Annotated in this window: 16 protein-coding genes and 1 pseudogene; 10 read left to right on the top strand and 7 right to left on the bottom strand. The window is 63.0% G+C overall.

Going from position 1 to position 15,778, the window contains the following annotated elements; genetic code table 11:
- Positions 1–19 precede the first annotated feature (19 nt).
- On the top strand, positions 20–460 hold the full coding sequence (locus K359_RS0117490) for a carbon monoxide dehydrogenase subunit G (RefSeq protein ID WP_029080510.1): 441 nt from the start codon (positions 20–22) through the stop codon (positions 458–460).
- A 237-nt stretch (positions 461–697) separates the two neighbouring features.
- Here K359_RS0117490 and K359_RS0117485 read toward each other — a convergent pair whose 3' ends face one another.
- The 7 genes from K359_RS0117485 to K359_RS0117455 form a co-directional block, all read right to left on the bottom strand.
- Positions 698–1,360 carry a hypothetical protein gene (locus K359_RS0117485; RefSeq protein WP_156928541.1) on the bottom strand — a complete coding sequence of 221 codons (663 nt, stop codon included), beginning with the start codon at positions 1,358–1,360 and terminating at the stop codon, positions 698–700.
- On the bottom strand, positions 1,341–1,955 hold the full coding sequence (locus K359_RS57270) for a papain-like cysteine protease family protein (RefSeq protein ID WP_165127262.1): 615 nt from the start codon (positions 1,953–1,955) through the stop codon (positions 1,341–1,343). Before K359_RS57270 ends, K359_RS0117485 begins: the two co-directional genes overlap by 20 nt.
- Complete coding sequence (locus K359_RS65800; protein WP_029080508.1) at positions 1,952–2,863, bottom strand: phosphatase PAP2 family protein; 912 nt, start codon at positions 2,861–2,863, stop codon at positions 1,952–1,954. The genes K359_RS57270 and K359_RS65800 overlap by 4 nt, the downstream gene beginning before the upstream one ends.
- A gap of 50 nt (positions 2,864–2,913) precedes the next feature.
- Complete coding sequence (locus K359_RS0117470; RefSeq protein WP_063618934.1) at positions 2,914–4,722, bottom strand: adenylate/guanylate cyclase domain-containing protein; 1,809 nt, start codon at positions 4,720–4,722, stop codon at positions 2,914–2,916.
- A 280-nt stretch (positions 4,723–5,002) separates the two neighbouring features.
- Positions 5,003–5,854: an alpha/beta fold hydrolase gene (locus K359_RS57260; protein WP_165127264.1), complete on the bottom strand. Its 852-nt coding sequence runs from the start codon at positions 5,852–5,854 to the stop codon at positions 5,003–5,005.
- Positions 5,844–6,242 (bottom strand): carboxymuconolactone decarboxylase family protein, encoded by a 399-nt coding sequence (locus K359_RS0117460; RefSeq protein ID WP_029080506.1) that lies wholly within the window; start codon positions 6,240–6,242, stop codon positions 5,844–5,846. Before K359_RS0117460 ends, K359_RS57260 begins: the two co-directional genes overlap by 11 nt.
- 23 nt (positions 6,243–6,265) lie before the next feature.
- A complete protein-coding gene (locus K359_RS0117455; protein ID WP_029080505.1) occupies positions 6,266–7,408 on the bottom strand; it encodes an FAD-dependent monooxygenase in 1,143 nt (380 codons plus the stop codon).
- A gap of 303 nt (positions 7,409–7,711) precedes the next feature.
- Between K359_RS0117455 and dctA the strand changes: the two are divergent.
- The 9 genes and pseudogenes from dctA to K359_RS0117410 all read left to right on the top strand — a co-directional run bounded on the left by dctA (position 7,712) and on the right by K359_RS0117410 (position 15,759).
- A pseudogene (gene dctA, locus K359_RS52230) lies at positions 7,712–9,027 on the top strand (C4-dicarboxylate transporter DctA).
- Between the two features lie 24 nt (positions 9,028–9,051).
- A complete protein-coding gene (locus K359_RS52225; protein WP_084518424.1) occupies positions 9,052–9,990 on the top strand; it encodes a LysR substrate-binding domain-containing protein in 939 nt (312 codons plus the stop codon).
- 188 nt (positions 9,991–10,178) lie between these two features.
- Positions 10,179–11,474 (top strand): potassium channel family protein, encoded by a 1,296-nt coding sequence (locus tag K359_RS0117440; protein WP_029080504.1) that lies wholly within the window; start codon positions 10,179–10,181, stop codon positions 11,472–11,474.
- Positions 11,475–11,553: 79 nt separating this feature from the next.
- A complete protein-coding gene (locus K359_RS0117435) occupies positions 11,554–12,159 on the top strand; it encodes a hypothetical protein (RefSeq protein WP_198031152.1) in 606 nt (201 codons plus the stop codon).
- Positions 12,160–12,449: 290 nt separating this feature from the next.
- Positions 12,450–13,382, top strand: a complete 933-nt coding sequence (locus K359_RS0117430; protein ID WP_245284646.1) for a tripartite tricarboxylate transporter substrate-binding protein — start codon at positions 12,450–12,452, stop codon at positions 13,380–13,382.
- A gap of 251 nt (positions 13,383–13,633) precedes the next feature.
- Positions 13,634–14,350: a septum site-determining protein MinC gene (gene minC, locus K359_RS0117425; protein ID WP_029080501.1), complete on the top strand. Its 717-nt coding sequence runs from the start codon at positions 13,634–13,636 to the stop codon at positions 14,348–14,350.
- Between the two features lie 22 nt (positions 14,351–14,372).
- Positions 14,373–15,188, top strand: coding sequence for a septum site-determining protein MinD (gene minD / locus K359_RS0117420; RefSeq protein WP_029080500.1), 816 nt, complete (start codon positions 14,373–14,375; stop codon positions 15,186–15,188).
- Positions 15,188–15,466: a cell division topological specificity factor MinE gene (gene minE, locus K359_RS0117415; protein WP_029080499.1), complete on the top strand. Its 279-nt coding sequence runs from the start codon at positions 15,188–15,190 to the stop codon at positions 15,464–15,466. The genes minD and minE overlap by 1 nt, the downstream gene beginning before the upstream one ends.
- Complete coding sequence (locus tag K359_RS0117410; RefSeq protein ID WP_029080498.1) at positions 15,463–15,759, top strand: hypothetical protein; 297 nt, start codon at positions 15,463–15,465, stop codon at positions 15,757–15,759. The genes minE and K359_RS0117410 overlap by 4 nt, the downstream gene beginning before the upstream one ends.
- Positions 15,760–15,778: the final 19 nt, after the last annotated feature.

Genomic DNA, 15,778 nt, shown 5'->3' with positions numbered 1-15,778 from the left:
GAAAGCCCGGAGACGTTCCATGGCGATGACGATGACTGGAGAGATTCAACTTTCGGCGCCTCGGGAGGCGGTTTGGGAAAAGCTGAATGACCCCGACATCCTGAAGGCCTGCATCCCGGGGTGCGAGGAATTGGAGAAAACCGACGAGGGGGGCTTTCGCGCCGTCGCCCGGATGAAGGTTGGTCCCGTGTCGGCTCGATTTCGCGGGAAAGTCACCTTGAGCGATCTCGATCCTCCCAACGGCTACAAGATTTCAGGGGAAGGCGAGGGCGGTGTGGCGGGCTTCGCGAAGGGCGGCGCCAAGGTCGATCTCGTCGAACGCGAGGGAGGCACGCTTTTGAGCTATCACGTCGATGCCCAGATCGGCGGCAAGCTCGCGCAGCTGGGGCAGCGGCTCATCAACGGCACGGCCAAGAAGATGGCGGACGAATTCTTCGCCAATTTCGCGCGGGCTCTCTAGAGTACTTTCGGTTCTGATTGAATCAGAACCGAAGCCCTAGCTTCTTGTTTTGACGCGTTTTCTTTGCGCGAACCGGCGTCCACTTCGCTCGAAAACACTCTGGTGCTAGAATCCATCGTGCGGCTTGGCGCCCTCGATGCCACCAACGAAGCAATTCGCGGGAGCTAGCAGGATCGGCCTGAGGGCTCCCGCTGTTTCTTTGAAGGGTACCCCGGCAGTTTGGGGCACCGATTTGTGTCACCCTGCCGAAGCGCTGTCGGTTGGAACCGCAAGCGATGCTTGAAACAGGACAGCAAGCAGCTGTGCGGGCTTCACGTCACGGAAGGCGGGCAGAAGGTTCGAATCCATCGGCAGGATGAAGTCTTTTTGGCTGTCCTGATATCGGATCCACAATCCGGCAAAGTAAATTGCCGGCGCAAGCAGCAGCATTGGCTCGCAAGAGTTGCCATCGTCGATGCTGGACGAGATCGCTTCGCGGACCGAGGGTGTCTGAAGCGCTTTGAGAGAGCTGGTGACGTATGGCCCCTCGTTCAATTCGGCCAGGCGGTAACCTCCGTGATCTGTCAACACAGCATGAGCCGCAGCAATCGGCTCGAGAGCGTCGTTCCTGTCATAGATGAGAAACCGCCAACCGAGGATGGTCACTACGGAATCGAGCGCGGGCAACTCAATTGACGCGGGAGCCTTGGCGCCGTTGTTGGGCCGGATCAGACGACGCAACGTGTTCAATCGCAGCAGTGCAATGCGATGCGGTGCGCAAAGCTGGAGGCCTTCGGGATGGTCGCTGTGCGCGAAGCTTAACTTGGGCGTCGCAAAGCCCCGCGTGGATGCTCGCTTGATCATGCCGGCAAGGACGGCGTTGCGGGCACCATCTGAAAGATCAACTGCTGAGATCGGCATGCGCTGCCCCCTTGGTGTAGTATGTGTCCGTCCAGGTACCGCAGTTGATGTAACCGCGGGGGAATTCCTCGGCGTCGATGTCCGAGAGGCCCCACCAAGGGTCCGCGATCGCCAGGCCGCGGTCATCTTGCTGCTGCGCACCGGGCGCCGATTCACCGGCGTAACCTTTGATCGTGACAAGGTGGGCCCCGCCGCCATTCCACACGATGCGCATGCATAGCGGGCGGGTGCCGCCGATCTCTTCCTGGGTCTCCTGAAAGGACGCGGGTCGGCGCGCCGTCCATTTGCTGAAATGCCCAACGCGGAACAGCGACGACATCAGGTAGCCGTAGACATTACATGTCTCGTTGCCGCCCACGCAGCAATCATCCTGGCCCAGTTGTCCGTTCGCGATGTCGCATTGGGTCACTGTGCTGGAGGGCCGATAAAAATGGGCGACGCTGGCCGCGACCGCGGCCCAGCACCAGTTTGACTTCTCCTGGTGCAGGTTCTTGAAGTCGAGCAGCCGCCATCTCGATTGCGTGAGCGGAGGCAATTCAATCGGGACGCAGGTTGCGTTCACGAGAGAAACGGTTTCGTCTGCTGTTGACGTCACGATCGATCCTCCGGTTTCGCAGTGGAGGTCGAATATCCGGATGGCAGGGCCAGTGTCCCGGCCCCGCCAGGCTCCCGCTTGGCCTCAATCAATGTCGCCTTGAATGTCGGACAATTTTTGAGGATCTCGAACGCCTGGCCTGCAATGTCCTTCCCCGCAAGCGTATCACTCGGGTAGTGGACACCGGCCACCTCTCGATTGCGACCAATGCGATCCGCCAATGCGACCAGCAGCCGTTTTGTGCGTTGAGGATCGATCTCCGCAAGCGACAGAGCGATCAGGTGGCTTTCGAGCGAATGCGCGCTTGGAAACGAGGCGTGCCCCGGCGGATTGATCAACGGAACGAGAGCAGGACAGACCTGTTGCGGTCGAGCCCGATTGAATTTGAGCTTGAAGTGGATCGCGACCATTTGAGCGACCCGGATCGCCATCTCAATGATCTTGAGCGTGTTGGGATGTGACCACGCCGACATCATCAAGACCTCGGCAAAGTAACCCCGGAGTCTGGCATTTTGATCGAGAATTTCACCCATCAGGCGCGGGCGCTCGTCGCGCGCCATTGCAGCCAGTTGATCAATTTCGACGCAAATGTCCGCAGGATCCGTTGGCGGACCGCGGTGCTGAATGGAGCGGCGCCAATTGGTCTCGCCGAACTCCGCCAGCGCGATCACACCAAAAAGATCGGGTTGCCACCCCGACCAAGGGAAAACCGCCGTGAAGTTGAGTTCCTCCGCGCGGATTTCACCGCCCAGCGGATCGAAGATCAGGAAAGGTGCGCCCTGCGGCGGTGGCGAACCAACATAGGCTCCCCCTGCGCCATAGCTCTGACCGCCACCACCACCGCCACCGCCATCTCCGCCGCCGTCGCCGCCACCGTCCCCGCCGCCATCAAGCAAATGAAATTGCATCGCAACCTCCCAGCTCCAATGATCATCTTGTCAAATCGGGTCACTCCAATTCACACAGGAAGTCCTGCGGCTTCCAGTCTTTGCACGTAAAGTGAAGCCTGCTCCGCCTTGAAAGGGCAACGCGGCGCATAGTGAGACACAGTGAACTGCGGCAATACCAACCGATGGTGCTTCGCCATCAGCGAGGCGTCCTCGTGCCGGCCGACGGCCTCGAGGCTTGCCGCCGCGATCCGGATCGCGTTTCCATACCGTGGATTGAGGCTGAGCGCCTTTCGCGACCAGCGAATGGCTTCCTCATAGGTGCCGTTCAAATAATGATTTTGGCAGAGCCGTGTATAATTGACGAAGGCTTGGTGATCCAGCGGGGACAGCCGAATGGCCCGTTCGGCCCGTTCAATTCCCGACGCTGCCTGGCCGATGAAGCCGTATGTTGCGCTGCTGAACATCCATGCCCAGGGATTGTTTGGCGACGCCGCAAGCGCACGATCAAAGCAGTCCAAAGCCGTGTCATAATCAAAATGGAATGCACTCCGCGCGTGCCCTTGCAGTGAAAGAGCAAGTGCGTCGGATGGATCGCGTTCGATGGCGCAATTCGAGAGCCGAATGATCTCGGCGACTTCGGCGTCGGGATCGGTCGATCGGCCCTCGGCAATGTTCAGCATGTGCCAACGCGCAGAAAATGCATATGGTGCCGCATACCCGTCGTCCTCCTCGCGCGCCCGCTCCAGCAGGGTCCGAGCCCGCGAAAAGCTGGCAAAGTCCAGCTTGTAGAGGAGGTCAAGCGCGCGCAGAAAATAATCGTACGAGTTCAAATTGTGGGGACGCTTCCGCATCGCGCGTTTGACCTCGGCCTGTTGTACGTGCGCCGAGATGCGACCCACGATCATGAGGGCGATTTCGTCCTGCACGCCGAAGATCTGCTCGATGTCCGTCTCGTATTTTTCTGCCCATATGACCGATGCCGTCGACAAGTCCCCGAGCTCAACAGAGAGCCGAATTCGACCGCCGGCGCGCCGGATCTTGCCACTGAGAAAATATCGCACGCCAAGCCGTTCGCCGGCCACCGTTCCGTGATCGACGGCGCGGCGATCGATCATCATGGTCGATCCGCGAGCAACAACCAGAAGATGACGAATATTGCTAAGCGTTGCGATGATATCGTCGACGAATCCCTCAGCGAAATAATTGTCGTCGGCGTCGTCTGAAAGACTGACGAATGGCAGGACCGCGATCGAGGGCAGTCTTGCGCGTTTCGAAGGCGAGCCCGCGAACCCGACTGCCGCACCGCGATCCACCCCCGGCAGTCGTAACGAGAACGCGGTGACGGCCCGCGTCAAATTCTTCAGCCGAAGGTCACCAAGGCTGTCGAATTTCAGTTCTCCGACGCCATCAAGATTATCGAGCATGGCCGACGACACCACGATCCCGCCCGCCGGCGCAGCCGTCTGAAGGCGCGCGGCGATATTGACGGCGCTTCCGTAGACGTCATCGAGATCGAAGATGACGGGCTCCCAATGAAGACCAATTCGAAATGCGATGCGACGCTCGGGAGAATGCTGGCTTTCCCGAACCGGGATTTCCTGTTGCAACTCGGTCGCGCACTCCAGCGCATCCAACGGGCTCTCGAATACCGCGAGAAACCCGTCACCGGTATTCTTTACGATTTCACCGCGATGGGAGACGATGGTCGGATCGGTGATTTCGACACGTAGAGTCCGAAGATGTTGATGGGTTTCGAACTCGGCCGCTTCCATCAGCCGGGTATAACCAACCACATCAGCCGCAAGGACAGCCCGATAAGCCCGCTCAAAGGGAGGCGTCACTTGAGGGGACAAGACAGGGTCAGTCTGCACTGCCATGCTCAATACACCGGCGCGTTGTGACCTTCTCTGTACTCTAGCATGAGGAAACGACCCTGTCGCCACCGGGTTGGGAGTCATCGGTGGGCGAGAACCGCCACAAAGGGGCTGGCAGAGGCCTGCTATGCGGGAATCAGGTGCAGATGACGGCCAGCAGTCGGTGCGGACATATCTCCTCCACGGATGGGAAGGACCAAGCGATAGCCCGACAGAGTGGCGGCGCAGCCAGCCCGGTCCCATTTCGATAAGAGCTTACCGGATTGAGAATTCCTACTTTGCGCTATGCAAATCGAGCCAGTTCGCGCAAGTGCCCGTCGATAACAGTGTCGACCTCGTCTGGGTGATCCACCTGGGGCAGATGCCCGGCGCCGGGGATGATCGTCAGCCGGCAACTCAGCATCGCCGCTAGCTCGGTCATCGGCTGCACCAGCAACTGGTCGCGCGCGCCCACGATCATCGTAAGCGGCAGCCGCATCGTCTTCACACCGTCGAGATAGGCGAGGTCTTGAATCGCGCGGGCGCAGCCGATGAAGCCTTCGGGATTGGTCTCGTTGATGCAGTTCAGCAGCGCAGCTGTGATCGCAGGGCGCGCGGCGAGGAAGGCGGGTTCGAACCAGCGCTCGGCGGTTGGCGCGGCCAGCGGCGCTATGCCGCGCTCGCGCGCCAGCGCGATCCGGTCGTCCCATGCCGCGGCAAACGGCGGCGGCGCATCGGCGCGTGCGGCGATTGCGCACAGGCTGAGCAGGCGGTCGGGATGACGCACGCCGAGACCGAACGCCGTCATGCCGCCCTGCGAGACGCCGATCACATGAGCTTGCCGGATGCCGAAGTGGTCGAGTACCGCGACCGCATCCGCCACCAGATCATCCATGGTGTAGGGGCCGCGTGGCGCTTCCGAGTGTCCGTGACCGCGGCTGTCCAGTGCGAGCACGCGATAGCCGCGCCCGGCAAGGGCGATCGCCTGCCGATGCCAGATCGCGCTGCTGGTCAGGATCGAATGGCAGAGCAGCACCGGCGTCCCGCGCTCGGGGCCGCCGGCACGGACGCTGAGCCGCCCGGCCTGTCCCTGCACATCGTGCCGGACAAAGCCCTGCCATGCGGCTGATACGATCGGGGCCGGTTCAGTCGACAAGACCCATCTCCGCAAAGACGTCCTTGGCGATGCGGAAGCTGTCGAGCCCGGCGGGCATGCCGCAATAGACCGCGATCTGCAGGAACACCTCGCGCAGCTCGGTCTTGCTCAGGCCGTTGTTGAGCGCGCCGCGGATATGCACCTTGAGCTCGTGCGGCCGGTTGAGCGCCGCGATCATGCCGAGGTTGAGCAGGCTGCGGCTGCGCTTGTCGAGATCAGGGCGATTCCAGATCTCGTCCCAGCAATATTCGGTCGCGAGCTTCTGGATCGGCCAGTTGAAATCGTCGGCGGCCTTCAGCGATCGCTCGACATAGGCGTCGCCGAGCACGGTGCGGCGGGTCTTGAGGCCGCGCTCGAACTTCTCGCCGCGGGGGTTTGCGTCGGTCATCGTCTTCTCCTGTTGAGCTGTGGTCAGGCCAGCGCCGGCTCAGCGAGCGGCGCGGTCCAGGCGTCGTAGCCGTAGACCCAGTCCGGATCGGTCGGGTTCTTGAGCCAGGTGTTGGTCCGCGAGCTCGACTGCACGCGCGAGGTCCTGGGCTTGCGCGTCGCCTCGAAGCAGCGGAAGGCCTCGGCGACGCCGTCGCGATCGACGCCCTTCAGGCACCGCGACAGCACCGCCGCATCCTCGATCGCCATCGCCGCGCCCTGCGCCATGTAGGGCGTCATCGGATGGCAGGCGTCGCCGAGCAGCGTGATGTTGCCGTCGCTCCAGCGCGGCAGCGGATCGCGGTCGACCAGCGCCCATTTGTGCACCGACGGGCAGGCTTCAAGCACATGACGGACCTGGGGATGGAAGCCTTCGAACGCCTTGCGTAATTCGCTGACGTCGCCGGTGGCCGACCATGATTCCACGGTGAAGCCGGGCTCCGGCTGGCTGGTGACGAAGTAGACCTCGCCACGGTCCGGCTTGACGTAGTAGATGACGATGTGGCGATCCGGCCCCCACCATTTGGTGCAATCGTCGATCGGATAGCCGTTGAGCAGCGATGCCGGGAATACGGTGCGATAGGCGATGCGGCCGGTGAAGTTCGGCTCGTCGCGGCCGAACAGCCGCTCCTTGACGAAGGAATGCACGCCGTCTGCGGCCACCACGGCGTCGACCGTCGCGGTGTGGCCGTTGGCGAAGGTCAGCGCCACCGAGCGGTCGGCGCGCTGTTCGATCGCGGTCAGCTTGTGGTCGAGGCGGACGAGGTTGTCAGGCACGGCGCTGGCGAGCGCCGCATGCAGGTCGCCGCGATGCCCGAGCAGATAAGGTGCGCCATAGCGCTCCTCGGCGGCGGGACCGAACACCATGTCGAAGCGCACCGCGCCGGTGTCGTATTCCTTGTTGTTCCAGGAGCGCGGATAGAACGCCTCGCGGCGCAGCACCGGCTCCAGGTCCCACGCCCGCATCACCTTCATGGCGTTGCAGCCGATCTGGATGCCGGCGCCCAGCCGGGTGAAGCGCTGGGCCTGTTCGTACACCGTCACATCAACCCCTGCGCGGGTCAGCGCTGCCGCGGAGGCAAGTCCGCCCATGCCGGCGCCGATCACTGCCACCGAAAGTCTGCTCATTGTCACTCCTCACAGCTTGCGCCGGTTGCCGACCGCTTCCCCGTCTTTGTCGTTCAAAGCGGGAGGCGCCCGCAAACGAGTAATGCTGACGGAGCGTGAGGTGGGCTCACGCGGCCCGCCGTCGGCCGCGCGCCCTTCGAATCAGGCCGACGCCGGCCTGTGAGCTGAGGTCACGCTGCCTGAGCTTAACTCGTTTGCGCGTTACGCAATCGCCCGCCAACGTCCCGCCGCTGCCGCATCGGTGCGTTTGCCGATGAAGTCACTCGCGCGGCCAACATCAAGATGTTCCGAGGATCGACGCCCATGTCCACCATCACCAATGACGGCGCCACCCGTCTCGACGCTGCTGCTGCGCCCTGGCATGAGCGCCTCTACGTCCAGGTGCTGATCGGCATCGCGCTGGGCGCGCTGGTCGGCTATCTCTGGCCGGATATCGGCGCAGCGCTGAAGCCGCTCGGCGACGCCTTGATCAAGATGATCAAGATGGCGATCGCGCCGATCGTCTTCCTCACCGTGGTGCACGGCATTGCGAGCCTCGGCGACATGCGCAAGGCCGGACGGATCGGCGTGAAAGCCCTGATCTATTTCGAGGTCGCGACGACGGCGGCGCTGATCCTCGGTCTGATCGTGATCAATCTGGCGCGCCCCGGCGTCGGCATGCACGTCTCGCCCGATACGCTGGATTCCCGCCTCGTCGCCTCCTACGTGACCCAGTCGCACGACCAGTCGGTCGTCGGCTTCCTGATGAACGTGATTCCGTCGACCGTCGGCGGCGCGTTCACCAGCGGCGACACGCTCCAGGTGCTGTTCTTCGCAGTGCTGTTCGGCATCGCCCTGCAACGCTTCGGCGAGGGCGGCAAGCCCGTGCTGCAGGCGATCGAGAGGCTGTCGAAGATCCTCTTCATCCTGATCGGCATGATCATGCGGATCGCGCCGATCGGCGCGTTCGGCGCCATGGCCTTCACCATCGGCAAGTACGGCGCCGGCTCGATCGTCGCCTTGTCGCATTTCATGCTGGTGTTTTATCTCACCTGCCTGCTGTTCGTGATCGTCGGGCTCGGCATCGTGTCGCGCCTTGCGGGCTTCAGCATCTTCAAGCTGATCCGCTATCTCCGGGAAGAGCTGCTGCTGGTGCTCGGACTATCAGGCTCGGAATCGGTGATGCCGCGTTTCATCGACAAGATGAAAGCCGCCGGTTGCGCGGAATCGACGGTCGGCCTGGTGATCCCGACGGGCTACACCTTCAATCTCGACGGCACCTGCATCTATTTGACCATGGCCAGCGTGTTTCTCGCCCAGGCCACCGATACACCGATGTCCCTGGTTCAGCAGATCGGTCTCGTCGTGGTCTGCCTCCTGACGTCGAAGGGCGCCGCTGCCGTGCCGGGCAGCGGCTTCATCGTGCTGGCGGCGACGCTGGGCTCGATCGGCCATGTTCGGTGGCGAGCATTGCGCTGCTGCTCGGCATCGACCGCTTCATGTCCGAAGCGCGGGCGCTGACCAACTTCATCGGCACGGCGGTCGCGACCGTGGTGGTGTCGCGCTGGGAAGGCGACCTCGATCGCGCCCAGTTCGTCCGCGCCCTCGACAATCCGGACGCCACCACGCTATCCTCCTGAGCCTTGCGGAGACGCGACACGATCATGAGAAAGTTGCCACCGCTCAATGCGGTGCGAACGTTCGAGGCGGCGGCGCGGCATGTCAGCTTCACCAAGGCCGCCGAAGAGCTGCTCGTCACCCACGGCGCCGTCAGCCGCCAGGTCGCGCTTCTCGAGGAGTGGTTCGGCGTCAAACTGTTCCGCCGCGCGCCCTCGCAACTGACGCTGACCGCGGCCGGGCAGATCTACTATCGCGAGGTCACGGCGATCCTCGATCGCCTTGCGCTCGCCTCGATGGACATGAAGCAGTACGGCTCGCCGTCGGTGCTGCGCGTCAGCGCACCGCCGACGTTTGCGATGCGCTGGCTGATCCGCCGCATCTCCTCGTTCCAGCGCATGCGCGCCGATGTCGAGCTGCGGCTGCTCACTTCGATCGGGCCGCTCAACGTCAACGACCGCTCGTTCGACGTCGCGATCCGCGGCAATGTCGGCGAGCCGGTCGGCTGGATGTCGCAGCATTTCATGACCGAGCTGATCGCGCCGGTCTGCCATGTCGACCTGTTGACACGCGGGCGGCTCGCCACTCCCGACGACCTGCGGCACCATACCCTCATCACCTATTTGACCGAGCCCTACGACTGGCCGCGCTGGCTCGCCCAGGCCGGCGCCGAGATGAGCGCGGATCAGGAGACGCTGCGGTTCGAGCAGATGTTCTTCGCGCTGCAGGCGACGCTGGAGCGGATCGGCATCGGGCTGTTTCCGCTGTTTCTCGTGATCGACGAACTGATGGCCGGCCAGCTCTGCCTGCCGTTCGGCGACCTCGGCCTGCGCAAGCGCGAATACCGCTCGTTCTATCTCGCCGACAATGAAAGCGCCGGTGCCATCGCCGACTTCACCGCATGGCATCGCCGATGCCGGCCGCGAGACCGAGCAATTCATGATGGACTGGGGCACGTCGAAGGGCTGGAGCTTCTAGACAAGTGAAGCGTGGGCTTGGAGGTCAGGGGTACCCTTGCGTGTATTGCGGGGCCGGGCAATACTCGCGCCTCAGGCGCGACACCTGAAGACAACAATTGCTCATTTCGTACTGTCATCGCTCCACCGATGAGAGCGACCGGGATTTCGATCGGCGTACAGGAAAATTTCGTTAGCGCGGAGCCGTCGTCCAACCCATGCCGCTCTGGACAGAGATACGAACGCCGGCATCGTGGCTGCGGCTTCGGGACATCACCCTCACCGAAGGTCCTTTCGTCGGCGCCGCGGGATTGTATGTGCTGGCGTGCTGGATGCTGGTCGCGGCCGTCGCGAGCGGCGCTCCGGATCCCACAGAAGGCGCGCGCACGACCTACTGGACGCTGCTGTTGCTGACGGGGGGCCTCTACCTCAGCGCCCGCGCCGTCATGCGCGTCTTCCAGCCACGTTATCGGCGCCGCCTGCTGTTGACGATCGTCACGAGCTATACCGCAGTGATCCTGATCTTCGCGGGCACCTATTACGTGTTCTGTGCGCTCAGCGACCAAAGCCAGGCACGCGCGATCGCTGCGCTGTACGACGACTGGAACGGGAAGAACGCGGCGGACCGGGCCAAAATGCGGCTCGATCCGATCGACCGGCGAGCGTTCAAAAGCACGGAGAGCCTGTGGAGCGTGGCAGGTTTCGATCTGAACGCCTGGGAGAAGAAGGATTATGCCGAGGCCTTCACCAAGGCCCAGGAGCAAGGACAGCGCCAGCTCAAGCTGAAATTCGCCGATGGCATGAGGCCGATGACGTTGCTGGATTGCCTCCATTTCAACGTCGTCACCATGACCACGACCGGATACGGCGACATCACCCCGGCGCGGCTCTACTCCAAGCTCACCGCCGATCTGCAGATCCTGTTCGGCCTGGCGATCCTGGTGATCGCCCTCGGCATGCTGTTCGGCAACTGGTGGCGGACCGATATGGTCGAAGAGATTCGCGAGCGGATCCAACTCGGCGAGTTCGACTTCCGCAATGCGTTCTGGCACGGGCGCTCACCCGCGCTGCGGACCGATGAGGCGATCCGCGAGGAGCGGGAAGCGGGTGATCCGCCGCCGGTCTGTCCGTGGTGCGCGTCGCCGCGGACGCTTCGTTTTCCCAACCTGTTCACCGCACCTGCGGCGCCGAGACGCTACGATCCGCGACGCGATGTCTTGACCTTCGTTGTGCTGCTGTCGGTTGCGACCTATCTCATCTACGCGATCGTACCGGAGGCGCGTTTCGCCAGCCTGCCCGGCCTCCTGCGCTGGACGGTCAGCACCGTGCTGATCGCCATCGTCGCGGCCCTGATGCGAATCCCTCTCGTCCTTGCTTGCGACCGGATCTATGCCCCTTTGGAGCAGAAGTGGCGAGCTGAATATGACGATGCCTTGACGACCTATTTCAACTCCTGGGCCTGCGAGGCCTGCCGCAGGCTGTTCATCGTGCCGGGGAAGCGCACTCCGCCATAACTGATGGCAGTGGCGATCATATTCCTTGTTGCAACGTTTTGGTGTGTCGTCTCCGCGGGTTATGTTAAAGTCGCCTGCATTGCTGATCGAGCGCTTTACGTCCTGTGATCTATTTGAGGAGGTGGAAATGTTCGCCAGAATATTGCTTGCGGGCATCGCGGCAATGCTGCTTGCAGCTCCGGCACACGCGCAAGCGCCAGCGGTGAGGGCGTTGCTCTCAGAAATCGGCGCCACATCGGCAGCTCGCCAGATTGCTACAGCAGTTGGCCGGCGCAGCGATCTCGCCCTGAAGATCATGGAAGGGGTCGGCTTCAAGGTCGAGTCGGAGGCGGCCGCGGCCCAGCAATGGCGAATGCTGTCGACCGAGCAATTGGGGACGATCATCACCCACGACGATCATCTGACGCGCCAGTTTCTCAGCTCTCAGCGGCTGACGGCGGAAGATCGCGATCTCTGGTACTCCGGGATCAACACGATCCGGAGGAACCGGATCGGTCTGGACGCCCTGGCTTCGCCTGATTCATCGGGACTTGCCAAGGCGCCGGCCGTGACGAGCGAACCCACCGTCTCCTGCGGTCAGTTTTGCCGAGCGATGCTTCGTGATGCCGGTGTTACAGCCGGAGTCTCGTCGACCGTACCACTGAGCACGTATATCGACGCGTTGTTGAAAAAAGACAGCAAATAGTAATCGGCGATCTCTCGGCCGGATTCGTCACGCATGAGCTGCACAAAATTGCGGCGCGCCTTGAGTTCGGGTGGACGTTGATTGACGTCTGTGCCGCTTGCATCGGTTGCAACCGTGCCCCCTTCCTCGCCGCAGCAACGATGTTCGAAGCCGCCGAATAGTGCTAGCGATTGCAAGGCCCGGTCGGGCCGGACCGCAGGGCGCCGGCACTCTGACAACAGATGGGGGAACGCACATTGCCAGGCATCTCTCGCCGGCCATTCCTGCAACTCGCGCTCGGCGCCGCGACGTTGCCGCTTGCTTCGCCCGGCGTTCGCGCGGAGACGCTTGCGCGCCCGGTCACGATGATCGTGCCGTTCGCCGCCGGCGGGCCGACCGATGTGCTGGCGCGCATCCTCGCCGAATATATGCGCAACACGCTCGGCCATCCCGTCATCATCGAGAATGTCACGGGCGCCTCCGGCACGGTCGCGGGGCTGCGCGCGTCGCGCGCGGCGCCTGATGGCACCACGATCACGATCGGGCATTGGGGCACGCATTGCCTCAACGGCGCGATCTATCAGCTGCAGTATGACGTGCGGGAATTTGCGCAGATTGCGCTGATCGCAAGCGGGCCGCAGCTCGTGATCGGTCGGCCCGATCTGCCGGCGCAGAATCTGAAGGAGTTGATCGGCTGGCTCAAGGCTAATGGCGGCAAGGCGACATCGGGCACTGCAGGTCCGGGATCGGGCGCGCATGTTGCAGGCGTGTTCTTCCAGCAGCTCACGGAGACGAACTTCTCCTTCGTGCCGTATCGCGGCGCCGGTCCGGCGCTGAACGATCTGATGGCCGGACATATCGACATCATGTTCGATCAGGCCTCCAACTCGCTGCCGCAGGTGAAGAGCGGGACCGTGAAGGCCTTTGCGGTGACCCAGTCGTCGCGCCTCGCATCGGCGCCGGAGATTCCGACGGTCGATGAAGCCGGATTGCCGGGTCTCCATATCGCCTATTGGCACGGCATCTGGGCGCCGAAGGGTACGCCCGCCGAGATCGTGTCGACACTGTCGAAGGCAGTGATATCAGCGCTCGCCGAGCCCGCGGTCCGGCTACGCTTCGCCGAACTCGGGCAGGAAATTCCGCCGCCGGACCGGCAAGGCCCCGTCGCGCTGCGCGACCATCAGGCCGCCGAGGTCGAGAAATGGTGGCCGATCGTCAAGTCCGCCAACATCAAGGCGGAGTAGCCGTAATCATCTGAATTAAAAGAGAGAGAGCGTAGTTTGGCATGCGCCGTCGCCGCGACGTTGATCCGCTCCGTCGGCCCCCAAAAGAGCGTTCGCCCGCGCATTTGCGATCTTGCTCGGCCGCGTCGCAAAAAAATCGGTCAGGCGACCGCCGCCGACTCAAATCAGTGAAAACACCCAGCTTCGTTAACCATTGATTAACCATGCGGGCCGATTGTTAACCATTCGAAAAGACAGCCGAGTCAGAGTCGATGGACGCAACTCAACAGGTCGCACGTCAGCAGGTCCGCATGCGCGGCCGTTCCTATGTTGCGTTCGTTTTCTCGCCGGTCGTGCCGGTCGTGTCCTGGCTTGCCGAGATTGACGCGACACTGGCGAAGTCGCCGGGCTTCTTCACCGGCAAGCCCATCGTGCTCGATTTGTCGGCCGTCGATCTCAGCCAGACCGCAATCGCGCATCTGGTTGGCAGCCTGGGGGAACGCAACATCCGCATCCTCGGCATCGAGGGCGTCGACGAATCGAAGCTCGGCACCAACATGCCGCCGCTTCTGACCGGCGGCCGGGCCTGCGCGATCACCCATGTCGAGCCGAAGACGCCGCAGGTGCAGGAAAAAAGCAAGGACAAGGACAAGAGCAAATTGCCGTCGCTGTTGCTGGAGAGCCCGGTCCGCTCCGGCCAGTCGATCGTGTTTGCCGAGGGCGACGTCACCGTGCTCGGGTCGGTCGGCTCCGGCGCCGAGGTCGTCGCCGGCGGCTCGATCCATGTCTACGGCACGCTGCGCGGCCGCGCGATGGCCGGAATCAACGGCAATTCGGCGGCTCGCATCTTCTGCCAGAGGATCGAGGCCGAGCTGCTCGCCATCGACGGCTATTACCAGACCGCTGAACAAATCTCTGACAGCTTGCGCAACCGGCCCGCCCAGGCGTGGCTCGAGGGCGAAATGCTGCGCATCACAGCTTTGAACTGACCGACCACAAGGAGAGAGAGAAATGGCCAAGGTTTTGGTCGTGACGTCTGGGAAGGGAGGAGTCGGCAAGACGACCTCCACCGCCGCGCTCGGCGCGGCGCTCGCGCAAATGGGCCAGAACGTCGTCGTCATCGACTTCGACGTTGGCCTGCGTAACCTCGATTTGGTGATGGGCGCGGAGCGGCGGGTCGTATTCGACCTTATCAACGTGGTGCAGGGCGTCGCAAAACTGCCGCAGGCCCTGATCCGCGACAAGCGGCTGGAGAACCTCTGGCTGCTGCCGGCGTCGCAGACCCGCGACAAGGACGCGCTGACCGAAGAGGGCGTCAAGCGTGTCATCGCGGATCTCAAGACCAAGTTCGACTGGATCCTGTGCGACAGCCCGGCCGGTATCGAACGTGGCGCGACGCTCGCGATGCGCTACGCCGACGAGGCCATCATCGTCACCAATCCGGAAGTGTCGTCGGTGCGCGACTCCGACCGCATCATCGGCATGCTGGACTCCAAGACGGCTCGCGCCGAGCGCGGCGAACGGGTCGAGAAGCATCTGCTGGTCACCCGCTACGATGCCGGCCGCGCCGCCCGCGGCGAGATGCTGTCGATCGACGATATCCTGGAAATCCTTGCGACCCCCTTGCTCGGCATTGTCCCGGAAAGCCAGGACGTGCTGCGCGCCTCCAATGTCGGCTGTCCGGTGACGCTGAACAATGCCGGCAGCGCGCCGGCGCGCGCATATAGCGACGCGGTGCGGCGCCTGATGGGCGAGCAGATCGAAATGAAGGTGCCGGTCGAGCGAAAGGGGCTCATGGACCGGCTGCTGCGACGGAGGGCTGCGTGATGAACCTGATGCGGCTCTTTGGCGGCCGTGCAGGGTCCGCCCCCGTGGCACGGGAGCGGCTGCAAATCCTGCTCGCGCATGAGCGTGGCCGGAGCGGTGCGCCCGATCTTCTGGAGACCCTCCGCTCGGAAATCCTGAGCGTGGTGTCCAAACATGTCGATCTTGATCCCGACAAGATCGTGATCCGGATGGATCGCGGCAAGTTCGTCTCGATGCTCGAGGTCGACATCGAGGTTCCCAACGGCGTGCAACGATCGAAGATGGTGGCGGCCTCATGACGGCAGACAGCGACAGCCATATTGCCTGGCAGCGCGCGCAGCTGAAGAAGCTGCGCGCGGCGTTGAAGGCGATCGAGGCCGATCAGCTCGGCAAGGCCAATTGCGGGCGCGCGACGCAGATGACGATCGACGAATTGCAGCGCAAGATTGGCGAATCAGGCCGCTGCATCGCCGAGTATGAGCGCCGTACCCGTCGCCCGCTGGCGACGGATCTCGGCAGCCTCGCCAGCGTGAGCTGGACGCACTGGAACGCCAACATGCCGATGGCCAAATCGCAGCGCCATCGGGCGTGAGAGCAGACGCGAGCGAGCG

Origin of the sequence: Bradyrhizobium sp. th-b2, assembly GCF_000426785.1 — a bacterium.
GTDB lineage: Bacteria > Pseudomonadota > Alphaproteobacteria > Rhizobiales > Xanthobacteraceae > Bradyrhizobium > Bradyrhizobium septentrionale.
The sequence above is the reverse complement of the archived record's forward strand: the minus strand, read 5'-3'. Positions and strand labels throughout refer to the sequence as shown.

Coding starts and splice junctions, on each gene's coding strand:
- K359_RS0117490 (WP_029080510.1), top strand. CDS start 20: ATGGCGATGACGATGACTGGAGAGATTCAACTTTCGGCGCCTCGGGAG.
- K359_RS0117485 (WP_156928541.1), bottom strand. CDS start 1,360: ATGCCGATCTCAGCAGTTGATCTTTCAGATGGTGCCCGCAACGCCGTC.
- K359_RS65800 (WP_029080508.1), bottom strand. CDS start 2,863: ATGCAATTTCATTTGCTTGATGGCGGCGGGGACGGTGGCGGCGACGGC.
- K359_RS0117470 (WP_063618934.1), bottom strand. CDS start 4,722: ATGGCAGTGCAGACTGACCCTGTCTTGTCCCCTCAAGTGACGCCTCCC.
- K359_RS0117460 (WP_029080506.1), bottom strand. CDS start 6,242: ATGACCGACGCAAACCCCCGCGGCGAGAAGTTCGAGCGCGGCCTCAAG.
- K359_RS0117455 (WP_029080505.1), bottom strand. CDS start 7,408: ATGAGCAGACTTTCGGTGGCAGTGATCGGCGCCGGCATGGGCGGACTT.
- K359_RS52225 (WP_084518424.1), top strand. CDS start 9,052: ATGAGAAAGTTGCCACCGCTCAATGCGGTGCGAACGTTCGAGGCGGCG.
- K359_RS0117440 (WP_029080504.1), top strand. CDS start 10,179: ATGCCGCTCTGGACAGAGATACGAACGCCGGCATCGTGGCTGCGGCTT.
- minC (WP_029080501.1), top strand. CDS start 13,634: ATGGACGCAACTCAACAGGTCGCACGTCAGCAGGTCCGCATGCGCGGC.
- minD (WP_029080500.1), top strand. CDS start 14,373: ATGGCCAAGGTTTTGGTCGTGACGTCTGGGAAGGGAGGAGTCGGCAAG.
- minE (WP_029080499.1), top strand. CDS start 15,188: ATGAACCTGATGCGGCTCTTTGGCGGCCGTGCAGGGTCCGCCCCCGTG.
- K359_RS0117410 (WP_029080498.1), top strand. CDS start 15,463: ATGACGGCAGACAGCGACAGCCATATTGCCTGGCAGCGCGCGCAGCTG.